The sequence below is a fragment of the Grimontia celer genome, assembly GCF_900055185.1.
Lineage (GTDB): Bacteria > Pseudomonadota > Gammaproteobacteria > Enterobacterales > Vibrionaceae > Enterovibrio > Enterovibrio celer.
The window spans coordinates 1,691,446-1,703,889 of sequence record NZ_FIZX01000001.1 but is presented as its reverse complement, the minus strand read 5'-3'; the positions used below and the strand labels follow the sequence as shown (position 1 = coordinate 1,703,889).

Annotated in this window: 11 protein-coding genes; 7 read left to right on the top strand and 4 right to left on the bottom strand. The window is 47.9% G+C overall.

The annotated features are described in order from the left end of the window. Positions 1–60: 60 nt before the first annotated feature. A complete protein-coding gene (locus GCE9029_RS07530) occupies positions 61–2,211 on the top strand; it encodes a calcium-binding protein (RefSeq protein WP_062662271.1) in 2,151 nt (716 codons plus the stop codon). Between the two features lie 55 nt (positions 2,212–2,266). Here the strand turns inward: GCE9029_RS07530 and GCE9029_RS07525 are convergent, their stop codons facing one another. Continuing rightward, positions 2,267–3,442 (bottom strand): phytanoyl-CoA dioxygenase family protein, encoded by a 1,176-nt coding sequence (locus GCE9029_RS07525; RefSeq protein ID WP_062662269.1) that lies wholly within the window; start codon positions 3,440–3,442, stop codon positions 2,267–2,269. Positions 3,443–3,604: 162 nt separating this feature from the next. Here GCE9029_RS07525 and iolB point away from each other — a divergent pair, with 162 nt between their 5' ends. The 3 genes from iolB (at position 3,605) to GCE9029_RS07510 (ending at position 6,138) form a co-directional block, all read left to right on the top strand. Beyond that, a complete protein-coding gene (gene iolB / locus GCE9029_RS07520; RefSeq protein ID WP_062662267.1) occupies positions 3,605–4,441 on the top strand; it encodes a 5-deoxy-glucuronate isomerase in 837 nt (278 codons plus the stop codon). 20 nt (positions 4,442–4,461) lie between these two features. Continuing rightward, positions 4,462–5,451, top strand: a complete 990-nt coding sequence (gene iolG / locus GCE9029_RS07515) for an inositol 2-dehydrogenase (protein ID WP_062662265.1) — start codon at positions 4,462–4,464, stop codon at positions 5,449–5,451. A gap of 120 nt (positions 5,452–5,571) precedes the next feature. After that, positions 5,572–6,138 (top strand): DNA-3-methyladenine glycosylase I, encoded by a 567-nt coding sequence (locus GCE9029_RS07510; protein WP_062662263.1) that lies wholly within the window; start codon positions 5,572–5,574, stop codon positions 6,136–6,138. Here the strand turns inward: GCE9029_RS07510 and GCE9029_RS07505 are convergent. Both GCE9029_RS07505 and GCE9029_RS07500 read right to left on the bottom strand, forming a co-directional pair. Then, the gene (locus GCE9029_RS07505; protein WP_062662262.1) at positions 6,114–6,428 is read right to left on the bottom strand and encodes a hypothetical protein; all 315 of its coding nucleotides are present in this window, start codon (positions 6,426–6,428) and stop codon (positions 6,114–6,116) included. The two genes, GCE9029_RS07510 and GCE9029_RS07505, sit on opposite strands and share 25 nt — an antisense overlap. A 290-nt stretch (positions 6,429–6,718) precedes the next feature. Continuing rightward, the gene (locus GCE9029_RS07500; protein ID WP_062662259.1) at positions 6,719–7,630 is read right to left on the bottom strand and encodes a DMT family transporter; all 912 of its coding nucleotides are present in this window, start codon (positions 7,628–7,630) and stop codon (positions 6,719–6,721) included. A 399-nt stretch (positions 7,631–8,029) separates the two neighbouring features. Between GCE9029_RS07500 and GCE9029_RS07495 the strand changes: the two genes are divergently transcribed. Together GCE9029_RS07495 and GCE9029_RS07490 are read left to right on the top strand one after the other, a co-directional pair. Then, positions 8,030–8,530, top strand: a complete 501-nt coding sequence (locus tag GCE9029_RS07495; RefSeq protein WP_062662257.1) for a GNAT family N-acetyltransferase — start codon at positions 8,030–8,032, stop codon at positions 8,528–8,530. 307 nt (positions 8,531–8,837) lie between these two features. Continuing rightward, positions 8,838–9,284 (top strand): hypothetical protein, encoded by a 447-nt coding sequence (locus GCE9029_RS07490; RefSeq protein ID WP_062662254.1) that lies wholly within the window; start codon positions 8,838–8,840, stop codon positions 9,282–9,284. Positions 9,285–9,334: 50 nt separating this feature from the next. On the opposite strand, the gene GCE9029_RS07485 is transcribed toward GCE9029_RS07490, so the two are convergent. Then, positions 9,335–10,234 (bottom strand): patatin-like phospholipase family protein, encoded by a 900-nt coding sequence (locus GCE9029_RS07485; RefSeq protein WP_062662252.1) that lies wholly within the window; start codon positions 10,232–10,234, stop codon positions 9,335–9,337. A gap of 313 nt (positions 10,235–10,547) precedes the next feature. Between GCE9029_RS07485 and GCE9029_RS26745 the strand changes: the two genes are divergently transcribed. Then, positions 10,548–12,407, top strand: a complete 1,860-nt coding sequence (locus GCE9029_RS26745) for a cholesterol oxidase substrate-binding domain-containing protein (protein WP_082804298.1) — start codon at positions 10,548–10,550, stop codon at positions 12,405–12,407. The last annotated feature ends 37 nt before the right edge of the window (positions 12,408–12,444 follow it).

Sequence of the window (12,444 nt, the reverse complement as noted above, 5' to 3'; positions counted from 1 at the left end):
GATATTGCTGTTCAGCCCTCGCGGAAGACGTGACATAAAAAGAGAAACGAGGACAAAGGTATGGCAATAATCAATGGCACCAGCGGTGTCGATACGCTCTATGGCGACATAGAACAAAGCAACAATCTTCTTATTAATGGTGATTTCGAAGCCTGGGGAGACGACACCTCCAACACTTGGGGGCTGTTCGACGACAATCAGGTGGCGGGCTGGTACACACCGGGTACCAACAAAATCGAGTTGCAACAGGGCACATTCGGAGGCACACCTGTAAACAGCGTGTCTAACACTGTGCTGGAGCTTGATAGCCACACCAACACCTGGGTGCAGCAAGATGTCGATGTCACCAATTTAACAGAGTCGGGAGACGCAACACTCAGCCTTTCGTTTGATTTTGCCAACCGCTATCGCGGCTCGGACACATCAACCAGCCAATTCGAAGTGAAGGTATTGGACAACGAGGGTAACCTGCTTTACAGCCAGTTCTTCGATAACACCCAGCCCAATACCAGCTACGTTAACTTTGACATCGACTTCGACGTGCCAGAGGGAACAACAGGCATTTCCCTTCGCTTTGAAGCCAAAGGTAAGTCTGACAGCTATGGCGCATTGATTGATAACGTTGAGCTGACGACGTCAACGGTGGGTGATGTTAACGACACCATCAATGGTTTTGAAGGTGATGACTTTATCGATGGCCTGACGGGCAACGACACTCTTTATGGTGGCAACGGTAACGATGAAGTTTACGGCAGCGGAGGTGACGATGTTATCTACGGTAACGACGGCTTTGATGTCAACGGCACCCGTGAGCTTCTCATCAATGGGGACTTTGAAGATTACGGCAACAATACGACCAATCATTGGAGTTTGTTGGAAGATCATCAGGTCACAGGCTGGTATACACCGGGCAGCAACAAAATTGAGCTGCAACAGGGCACTTTCGGCGGCACACCACAGAATGATGTGACCAACACTGTGCTGGAGCTGGATAGCCACACCAATACATGGGTTCAGCAGGATGTCGACATCACAGGTTTGGCTGAGAATGGTGATGCGACACTTGCGCTGTCTTTTGACTATGCCAACCGTTACCGCGGTTCTGACACCTCGACCAGCCAGTTCGAAGTCAAGGTATTTGACCAAGAGGGCAATGTCATTTATTCCCAGTTCTTCAACAACACCCAAGCCAATGATCACTATGTGTCGTTTGCTACTGACGTGACCATTCCACAGGGTATGGACTTCATCAGTATCCGTTTTGAAGGGGAAGGCAAATCCGACACCTATGGCGCACTGATTGACAATGTCTCACTCAAACAGAAACCCGACAGCGAAGGCGACGACGACATGCTGTATGGCGGAGAGGGTAATGACACCATCTATGGTGAGCAGGGTGACGACTACATCGAAGGTAACGACGGTGATGATGATATTCGCGGTGGCACAGGTGATGACACCATTCATGGCGGCGCGGGTAACGACGTGCTCTACGGTAACGCGGGTGATGACATCATTTATGGCGGAGAAGGTGATGATTTACTGAAAGGCGGTAGCGGCAGCGATGAGCTCTATGGCGGCGCGGGCAATGACATCCTTGAAGCCGGTTTTGATGAAGATTATCTCCTTGATGGCGGCACAGGTTTGGATATTTACCGCGGTAGTGAGGGTGATGACATCCTGCTTTTTGACGCAGAAGACTTCTCAGACATCAACTTCATTAACGCCAATGACAATGTTTACTTGGGCGACCGTGGCTTTGACCAGCTGATCATTGAAGGCGATGCCAATGTTGATTTCACTGGCGTCTCATATGGCGTGACCGCGGGTGGGGAAAATCCTATCGCGCAGGTGGAAGCAGCAATCGGTGATGAAGGGGACCAGTCAGTTTCTGTCAGCGCCTTTGCGATTCATGCGCAATCTGACCTTCCTCAGTCAACGACCTTTGTTGACCCAGGTGAGTGGAATGGATTTGTTGCTTATCTGGGCGAAGGTGATGACTCCTTCAACCTGGAGTCTGACGGTTGGGAATACAACGTTGCAGGTACACCATCAGCCACGCTTTCCGTAGAGATGATTTCCATTCTTGGTCTGAGCGGCGCACAAGTTGGCGAACTGCAAGCATATGTGTTTGACCATGCGGTGCATGACACCATCACGATTTGGACTGATGCAGAAAATGTCTATCAAGACGGTGTCAGCATTATCTAAATCGCGCGCAATTATGAGAACACTGAGCCCGGCAACCGCTGGGCTCAGTGCTTTTTTATGCCCGCTGTTTTTCCTTCAATTGAGCGAGTGCAATCTCGAAGGTATCAGCATCCATATTTTCATCCAGCGCCCGGCAGAGCAGGGCTTCCATGGATTCAGGTGCCAGCCCGCCAATCGGGGGATCCGTATCCAGGTTGGTTGGGAAGGCGTAGCCATCTGCGGCGGCAGTGGCGATGGCGGCTTTTTCAGCCGACGACAGTGAGCCTTCTTGCCAGCGTGATTGAAGAGTGGGATAGAGCTTTCTACAAATTGCCGCAGAGTCGACGGTTTCCATCGGTTTAGCGAAAGCCGACGATATTTGCAGCAGGTTAGCGCTTCGATGGAAATCATCCGTCACATTTGCGCCGGCTGCGTGGAACAGCGCCGGGTTGAAAAACACGGCATCGCCTTTTTCTAAGGGAACCTGAATGTAGTGAGATTCAAAAAAGTCCTGAAACGCTTTCTGATGGTATGCAATGTATCCAAGCGGGTATTGCTGTGAGAAAGGCAATAGCTTGGTTGGGCCGCTCTCAAGCGGCATATCGGTATGCGCGACTGCACCTTGCAACGTCAGCATCGCCGACATCTGCTGAGCGTGAAGCGGGTAACGAACCGTTTCTTCCGGCACCTGAAAGCCTAGATGGTAATCACGGTGTGAAACCTGCGCTTCACCGCCGGGGCGTACAATATTGACCTGCGCCGTCACCTGATAATGCGGGCCCAGCCAGGCCTCACTGACACAGGTTAATAGCGGGTTTTTGTAGTAATCAACGAAGGTTTCCGGGTCAGCTTCGGCACTTTTCTGGAACACATTCCAGATGCGTCCATTAGCTTGTGGACCTGTTTTGCCAAAGTGGTCTCCTGCGCCAAACCCCTTCTCCGCCCCAAGGATTTTTTCGAATACTTCGCTCATTTCATCAATCACGGCGGCGTTGTCATAGAAACGTTTAATGGCAATCACACCCGGTCCGTATTGTAGTGCGTGGGCGATTTCGTCCTGAAAAGCTCCGACATTTGATCCAGCAGAGCGCATAGCATCACCATCAAATATCACCACGTTGTCAATGATGTCATCAGCCAAGGGATAGTCGGCTTTATTGGTGGTTTGGGAAGCGCAAATTTTTGCGAAGGCTTCAATATCGCAGTTTGCCTTACTGAAAAACGAAAGGCGTGGAGGGGAGTGCAAATCCATAGCGTGACCTCTTTGGCTGATTCGTGTGATGACATTTATTGTTTCACTATAGCGCTAAAAATGAAATGTAAATTTCACTTTGTTGAGAATTGAAAAATATGTTCTATTATTGGCAGATTGGATCATCAATCAGTTCATGATCAGTCACAACAAGGAGCCGTTATGTCTGACCTGCTTTCCAAGCGAAACCTGCCCGACGAAAAAGGGCGCTACCAGAACATCACTCCCGCCTCTGCAGGCTGGAAATACGTAGGCTTTCAGGCTTACCAACTCGCATCTAATGAAACGATCACTTTCAAAGCCAGCAGCGATGAAGAAATCTGTCTTGTGCTGGTGGGCGGTAAGGCGACGGCCACTTTGGCAGGTGAATCACTGGGTGAAATTGGCGATCGTTCAGGGCCGTTTGAAAAGAAAAAACCGTACTCGCTGTACATCACTGCGGGAGATACTACTGAACTGACTGCCACAACGGATGTGGAGCTTGCAGTTTGCCGTGCACCGGGTAAAGGCACCTTTCCTTCTCGCCTTATCAGTCCTGAACAAGTTGGCGCAGAAGCGAGAGGAAACGGCAATAACAAACGCTATGTACACAACATTCTCCCAGACAACGAGAACGCAGACAGCCTGCTGGTGGTGGAAGTCTATACTGACGAAGGCTGCACCAGCTCATACCCCAGCCACAAACATGACAGGGACGCACCACCAGAAGAAACACACCTTGAGGAAACCTATTACCACAGACTGAACCCGTCTCAGGGTTTCTGCATTCAGCGGGTTTATACCGATGAGCGTGACCTGGATGAATGCATGGCCGTTTACGACGGCGATGTGGTCATGGTTCCTCGCGGCTATCACCCTGTGGCGACCATAGCGGGTTACGACAGCTATTACCTGAATGTCATGGCGGGGCCAGTCAGAAAATGGCTATTCACCTGGGAAGAAGACCACGCGTGGGTGAACAGTCCGGAATATGCCAATAAACACAACAATCAAAAATAGCAGTAGCAAAAGGAGAGGCCATGTTTAATATCGCGTTATTCGGCTGTGGGCGGATAGGGAAAGTTCACGCAGTGAATATAGACGCCCACCCGTTGACTCAAATCAAAGCGGTGATAGACCCCTATCATGAAGGCGCTGCCAAACTCGCAGATGAATATGATGCCGAGGTGATGACGACCGAAGAAGCCATGGCAGACCCGGATATTCATGCCGTGGTGATTTGCTCTGCGACAGATACCCATGCGGATTTGATTGAACAGGCTGCGCGAGCGGGCAAAGCAATTTTCTGTGAAAAGCCAATCGACCTGAGCTTGGAGCGAGTCAGAGGGTGCCTGAATGTCGTGAATGAAAATAATGCCAAGCTACTTGTTGGCTTCAACCGCCGCTACGATCCTCAATTCCGCACTCTGAAAGATTTGTTTGAATCTGGTGCAATTGGTAAAGCCGAAACCTTGGTGATCACTTCCCGCGACCCATCGCCACCACCTGCGGAATACGTGCGTGTTTCCGGCGGTATTTTCCGCGACATGTCGATTCATGATTTGGACATGGCACGTTTTATCATGGGAGAAGATCCGGTTTCAGTATCAGCGCACGGCTCATGCCTAGTAGACCCGGCAATTGGTGAAGCTGGCGATATCGACAGTGCTGTCGTGGTCATGCATTTTGAATCCGGCGCGATGGCAACCATCATTAACAGCCGCCGTTCTGGTTATGGCTACGATCAACGTATTGAACTGCATGGTAGCAAAGGCATGCTGAAAGCTGGCAATGTTCGCGAGCATCAGGTTGAGCATTGGGGTGATGAAAGCTGTGCAGCGGCAAAACCTCAGTACTTTTTCCTTGAAAGATACAAAGAGGCTTACATTGCCGAGTGGCAACACTTTGTCGATGTATTGGAAGGCAAAGCAGAGCCGCAATGTACTGGCGTGGATGGTGAATTGGCGCTGTACCTCGCGGAATGCGCGCTGGAATCGCTGGAAATGCACCAAACGGTGAAAGTGAATTAGTTTCTCCCGACAACATAAGGGGATGTAGTCTCATGATTGCGTCCTCTTTTTTTTGCGCGAATCGCAATTAATATGTATAAATATACAGTATAGGTGTTCACACAAAATATGGGGAAAAACATGGAGCGTTGCAGCTGGGCGAATGTAAGCGAACTGGACCAGAAATATCATGACGAAGAGTGGGGTGTGCCTGTTCATGATGATCAGCAATTGTTTGAAATGCTGATTCTGGAAGGCGCGCAAGCAGGATTAAGTTGGACCACTATTCTCAAAAAGCGTGAAGGTTACAGAGAAGCCTTTGATAAATTCCACATCGAAACCGTAGCAGCTTACGACGAAAAGAAAGTCGCCGAGCTGTTGGAAAACCCAACCATCGTCCGTAACAAACTCAAAGTGAATGGCACTGTGACAAACGCCAAGTTGGTATTGGAAATCCAGAAAGAGTTTGGCAGTTTCAATGAGTACATCTGGCAGTTTGTGGGTGGGAAACCCATCATCAATCATTGGGAAACCTTAGCCGATGTCCCAACGTCCACACCTGAATCTGACGCCATGAGTAAGACGTTGAAAAAGAAAGGCTTTAAATTTGTGGGTACCACTATTTGCTATGCCTACATGCAAGCGACAGGTATGGTCAACGATCACTTGACAAGCTGTTTCCGCTATGGGGTGGATGTTTCCTCCTGAGACCGTTTCAGCCGACGCTCTTCTTTACTTTGTTGCCAAGCAGCCTCCTGGGCTTGCTTGGCGTGATAAATCTCAATCGCTTCTTTTCCGTAAACCACGTCGGTTTGCATATGTTTGTAGAGGAAATACCCCGCTAAAACCAAACCTAAGAGGCCATAGTAGGTCGCCGCGATATCTTGGTGGCGTTTTTCGTAAAATAAACACCCACAAAGTACGACGCCCATCGGGTAAGCAATGATCATCAGAATGAAATAGTACAGGTAATTTGAGGCTGCCGGCGCTTCACCCATTCTCGGCTCCCTTTTTCAGTATTCATGTTAATACCAATCGTAGTAAATATCCGCTCATCCTAGCTTGTTAAAATGCTCGATAACTGCGTTGAAAAATTTGATTGTAGAATAACTACTTATCGAAATTTTCCGCCTTGTTCTCGAGCATTTTTCCTGCGCTATTTCTGATCAGCTACCTACTGTGATTGGTAGAACTACTTGATAGGGGGTTGAGTTTAGCCGATGTATTCTCAAACTTGGCGATCATTTTTTGCTCTTTGCGATACGTTACCTTTTGATAAATATAGTAATTATGACTTTTTGTTGATTCTCACCACCGCATAAACCACCAGAATCATCCCTAGGCCGTGCCAGATGGTGAATGCTTCATCAAGCAGAGTAATCGCAAAAAGTGCGGTCACTGCGGGACCAATGTTGCTGGTCAGACTCAGCACAGAAGGGGTTAACCGTGCCATGGCGGCAGCGACAAAGTACGAAGGTAAAACTGTACAGAAAAAACCCAGCACGACGCCCAAAGCAATAAGCTCATTCGACATATCACTGAATTGCGCGCCTTTTACTTGATACTGAGCCATGATCACCAGACCCGCACTTCCCATACCAATACTGGTGAAAAGTTGGGAACCCATCTGGCTAATCACTTTCTTGCTCAACACCAGATAAACAGCAAAGGCCAAAGCTGCTGCAATTGCCATCACACTGCCAAGCCAAACCTGTGAACCAAAAGAGCTGAAATCATGCAGCACAATCATAGCAACGCCGACATAACCAATGGCAATGGAGAGAAACGTACCTTTTCGTGGCGCTTCTTTCATAAAGACCCAGCTGATGATCACCACAAATGATGGAAACAGGAAGATCAACAAGCGTTCCAGTTGAGCTGAAATAAACTCCAGCGCCATGATGTCCAGCAAAGCTGCGAAGTAGTAGCCAAGAACACCAACGAGTGCTGCTTGCCAGCCAAACTTTCGCACTTTGCTGCGTTCACTGGCACTACGGCATAGCCAGAGCAGGATGAGGAAGTAAATGGGAAGGGAAGACGCTGCACGAAGACTCATGATAGCAGTGGCATCACCACCCATTGTGTACGCGAGCTTGATAAGCACAGGCTTGATAGAGAAAAGCACCGTGCCAATTAAGGCGTAAATGATACCGGTTCGGTAATCGGAGGAGTCTTGCGTACTGACAGACGCGTCATTCATTGTTCACTTCCTTGATGTTGGTTTGTTGTTTTAATCAAGGCTGTGAGAGGGCGACATCCGGCTGTTCTACTCACAGCCGGAAACGAGTCACTCTACCGACTGAAGGGCATAAGAAGTAGTAGCCAGAGTGGTAGAGATTGGAAAATCATAAGTGACTCTTTTTTGGTGATGAATTTTTAAACTACAGAAATAGAGACGGGTGGGCAAGGGAATTTTTGGATTGTTTTTGAATGCAGAGTGAGCAAATTCTCCCAATTGGGTCGCAAACTAGAAATGCCAATCCGCTGAGTCTCTACGAGGGCGTGATACGGTCCCTTAGGTTTGCTAGAAAAGGTTAACCCTTTTCAGTCTACACAACTCTCAGGCCTCCACATTTTGTCGTTTTATATCCGGAGTAATATGGAAATTCGAAGAATTTGTTCTGATGACTTAAATGGATTTTGGACGCTTTGGCAAAGTGTCTTCAATGAGGGTATTTACCTTCGTAGCCCTCCGCCACCCAAACACAAAATTGATGTTGTTTTGAATAAAATCACTCAACAAAAAATACCGCAATTCGTTGCGATCATTGATAACGAGGTCGTTGCAAGCGTTGAGGCTTTCCCTGGGACAATGTGTGGGCAGCACTCAGATGAAGTTGGGTTTATTGGTGCTCAAGTGCATTCTGATTTCAGGGGCCAAGGTATCGCTAAAAAGTTACTGGAGGCGGTATTGCTAGATAGTCGGCGCTTCGGCTTCAAAGAGCTGAAATTAGAAGTCTATGAATCAAATCTAGTCGCGCAAAAACTTTACGAAAAATTTGGCTTTCAATACACAGGAGAAAAGGGTGAAGTGGAGCTTCCGTCAGGTCAAAAAGAACATAGCCTGAAGATGAGCTTGCCGCTTAAAAATAAACATTAGTTGATTACGGGTTTTGAGAAAGAGAAAAACGAAATAAACAAAGCACAATATAATAAAGTAGCACTAGCTTATTCGGGGTAATTAGTTTCAGAAGGTGGTCTTCAGTCACTCGAGTTCACGAGGCCCATCTCTGAAACGTATTCGCGGAAAACACATCTTAGAGGTGACCAGTGAACCTGGAACTGACTTGGCAAATTCTATTTGCTTGGGTTTGAGGTTCTCTACTGATGACTTGTTGTGGATGGTTAGAATGAGCAGAGGCAATGAGGTTGGGCTTACGTGATGGTTTCAGGAAAGGGGAATTAATGTGACTGAAAGGCTTAACGATACAGAACGACTGAAAATTTTAATCGCTGCACTAGAACGTTACCAAGCAAATTATAATACCAGTTCTTATTCGACTATGGGCTTTTGGTTGCTTGGCCTTGGTTGGTTGTTAACTTCAGATTCCGCCAGATCCTTTATAGGCAATGAAGGTAATATGTTAAGAGAGGCAGCAATTGTATTTATTTGGCTGAATTGGTTGTTATTCACTTATGCTAGTTATCGTGTCTATAAAGTCTCGGATAATCTCTACAAACAGTTAGAAAACTGGGAATTTGCCAAAGGTTCTTTTGAGCATGCCAAAATGCCTTTGGCTGCGATTTCCTTATACTCAGTATTTATTGCATTGGTAGTTGTGCTGATCACAGTCGTTCTTTGTGGGAATCTAGATGTGTCGAATGTTGCAGCGAAGACAGGTTCTCACACTTGATTCGAAGTACTATTAAGACACGATATTCACTTAAGTTGTGTGACATCTTGTCAAGCCACCAAATCCCGAACCTTTCTGGTCGACCCTTCTTCCAAAACCTGCTGCTTTAACACGTCTTTGTACAGATTAAACATGTACGCTTGACCCGCACGAATACCCATGCCATAGCCTTCATTGAGCTTGGATTTCTTCATGGTAAAGCGACCAACTGGGAAGGTGTCTGGTGGCGCAATCACATTCACCACGCAATCCTTTGGCGGATTCTTAATAAATGCCAGCGAGGCGTTATAACGCTCGGCACGTTTACGCATCGCATCTGCAACGTGAGGGTATTTCTTCAGCAGCTGATCCATCAGCTTTGGCATTTTCATTGGAGACATTTCATAGTCGCCAGGTTGTGAAAGGATAACTGTGATTTCTCGCGCGCCACGTCGATAGGCTTCTACAACCGGAATGGAATCTGCCACGCCGCCATCCGTGTAGCAACCGCCTGAGAAACACGGGGTTGGGCGGTAGGCGATCGGCAGCGCAGTGGTTGCTTCAATCACTTTGGACATATTGTCTGGCTTCACCCAGTAATAATCCGCATCACCCGTATTCACGTTGGTCACGGCTGCCAACAAAGGAATATTGTTGAAAAGGGTGTTTGTGTCGAGAGGAAAGCGGCGCAGAGATTCTTGTTGCAGCCACTGAACGTCAACCAGATTACCGCCGCGCACAAAACGCGCGGGGTTAAAGAAAGCATCATCAGTCGCTAAACCAGTGATCACCTGATAGCTGCGGTTTTGCTGTTGAGCAAGATAACCCAATAGGTTAGAGGCACCAGCAGACACGCCAATGGCGAAATCAAAAGGATTAAAATTGACATCCAAAAACGCATCTAACACACCGCTTGCGAAAATACCGCGCATGGCTCCACCTTCAACGACCAGTGCTTTCTTACCTGACATGTTTCTTATCTCTTACTCTGTAGCTATTGGCGTCAGGTTAAGGTTTTTCATCTGCTAGCTGAAATCGTTAGTAACTATCTTATCGATAGCTGAGGCTTATCACTGTGTCTTCACTTCTCTAGGTCATTTTTGGTTCCTTTGTTTACATTGGTAGGAAATTGCATGCAAGAGATGATTCAAACGGTGAGTTGTGATCTCGCGCTGTTACCTATTTTCCCTTAAGTCAGTCATTGCAGTGCCTTGGTAGTGTGTGGAGGCATGAAAGTCAGTCATTTTTAAACAAAGGTATGTTTTTAGACTCAAGGGAAAAGGTATGTCATTTAATAACGAACGAAGAAAATTCCTCAAGAACAGCCAAGGGCTGTTATTTACCTCAGTGGCGATCTCATCGCTGCCGATGTCGTTTCTGCTTTCGGGTTGTCAGAGCGAGTTTTACTACATCACGTATGAAAACTGGTCTCAGGACATCAAAGTGAAAAGCGTGATGGCAGCCAGTGCAAAAGTGAAAGAAGACTTGGAGAGGGTTGCTGAATGGGCACTGGAAAACGGCTATGCAGTCAAAGCCTTCGGCTCTATGCATAATTGGTCGCCGCTGATCATCTCTGAAACGGAACCGAAAGACAAAATCCTGCTGTTGGATGTGTCTGCGTTCAATCATTTGGAGATGGTGGAATCCCATCAGGATTATGGCGTGGTGAGAGCGGGAAGCGGCGTGCAGGCAGAAAACCTCTACGCCTTTCTTGAAGCGCAAGCAGGCGGTAATCCTGACATTCCCGGTTACGCCTTTTCAAACACGCCTGCGCCGGGGAATCTTTCGCTGGCGGGCATGCTCTCGATTGGTGGTCACGGCACCAAAGTGAGTTACAACGGTTCTGACGAGAATGAAACGCTCAATGGCAGCATCAGCAACAATGTACTCTCAGTGACAGCGTTGGTATGGAACGGCTCCAAATATACGCTTCGTACTTTTACCCGAGACGAGGAAGATGGGGATTTGTTCCTTACGGCGTTAGGTGCGACCTTGATTTTTGAAGTGACTATGTTGGTGCAGCCTAATTACAACCTGCGTTGCCAGAGCTTCACCGATATTCACTATGCAGAATTGTTTGCTTCGACTCAGGAAGAAAGCACTTTCTCCATCGCGAATATTTTGGATACTGCCGGAAGGATGGAAGTGATCTGGTTCCCTTACAGTCAAAAACCTTGGCTGAAAGTATGGTCGAATGAAGCAGAGCAACCTGCGGGTTCCCGTGCCGTTTCTGGCCCTTACAATTACCCGTTCAGTGACAATATTCCGCTGTTTATCTCAGACATCATTAAGGGCATTCTGGTTGCCAAACCTTTCCTAGTTCCTGCTTTTGGCATCTTGCAGTCTGTCACCACCACCTTGGCACTAAAAGGCGGGGCAAACCGAGAGAATTTGCAAAATCAGGTGGTTGGCTCGGCTACCTCACGAAGCCTGAATTCTGGCGAAACCATCACTCAGGAAGAGTTTGATGAGTTACTGCCTTACATTGAGGCGGTGGAAGAAACCCAACCAGATGCCACGGCCAGGAGCCTGTTTGCACAAAGCTATGACATTTGGGGACCTGCGTGGAAGACCTTGGTGTATGTGCGCAACACCACGCTGCGTGTGACAGCCAACGGGTATGCGGTGCACCTTAACCGCAACGATGTGCAAGGTTTTCTGCATGACTTTGCCAATGTGTATTTGCGCATTCAGGCGGAATATGCGGCGAGAAAACAGTTCCCAATGGCAGGGCCAATGGAGATTCGCGTCACGGGAACAGATCGCTCTGAGGGTCTGAATGTTCCTGGCGCAAAGCCACCGGCTTTCTCAGCAACAACGGCCACCGATGATGCGGCTTTGGATACCGTGGTATGGGTCGACCTACTGACGTTTGCGGATATGCAGGGAGCAGGGGCGTTTTATCAGGAAGTGGAGGAGTGGCTGTATCAACAATTACCCGCTGAGCAGGTTCGCGTGGAGTGGTCAAAAGGCTGGGGATACAACGCACAAGGTGCTTGGCAAAACGATGCCTTTATTTCCAACGTTCTGCCGACCACATTTAACACCGCAACCCGAAGCTATGATGAAACGGTGAGCAAACTGAGAAGCTACGATCCTCATTACTTGTTTGCCTCTTCGTTTATCAGGAAACTGGTACCATAAACGCAAAAAGGCGAAGCACTCCGCTTCGCCTTTTCAT

Coding starts and splice junctions, on each gene's coding strand:
- GCE9029_RS07530 (WP_062662271.1), top strand. CDS start 61: ATGGCAATAATCAATGGCACCAGCGGTGTCGATACGCTCTATGGCGAC.
- GCE9029_RS07525 (WP_062662269.1), bottom strand. CDS start 3,442: ATGGATTTGCACTCCCCTCCACGCCTTTCGTTTTTCAGTAAGGCAAAC.
- iolB (WP_062662267.1), top strand. CDS start 3,605: ATGTCTGACCTGCTTTCCAAGCGAAACCTGCCCGACGAAAAAGGGCGC.
- iolG (WP_062662265.1), top strand. CDS start 4,462: ATGTTTAATATCGCGTTATTCGGCTGTGGGCGGATAGGGAAAGTTCAC.
- GCE9029_RS07510 (WP_062662263.1), top strand. CDS start 5,572: ATGGAGCGTTGCAGCTGGGCGAATGTAAGCGAACTGGACCAGAAATAT.
- GCE9029_RS07505 (WP_062662262.1), bottom strand. CDS start 6,428: ATGGGTGAAGCGCCGGCAGCCTCAAATTACCTGTACTATTTCATTCTG.
- GCE9029_RS07500 (WP_062662259.1), bottom strand. CDS start 7,630: ATGAATGACGCGTCTGTCAGTACGCAAGACTCCTCCGATTACCGAACC.
- GCE9029_RS07495 (WP_062662257.1), top strand. CDS start 8,030: ATGGAAATTCGAAGAATTTGTTCTGATGACTTAAATGGATTTTGGACG.
- GCE9029_RS07485 (WP_062662252.1), bottom strand. CDS start 10,234: ATGTCAGGTAAGAAAGCACTGGTCGTTGAAGGTGGAGCCATGCGCGGT.
- GCE9029_RS26745 (WP_082804298.1), top strand. CDS start 10,548: ATGTCATTTAATAACGAACGAAGAAAATTCCTCAAGAACAGCCAAGGG.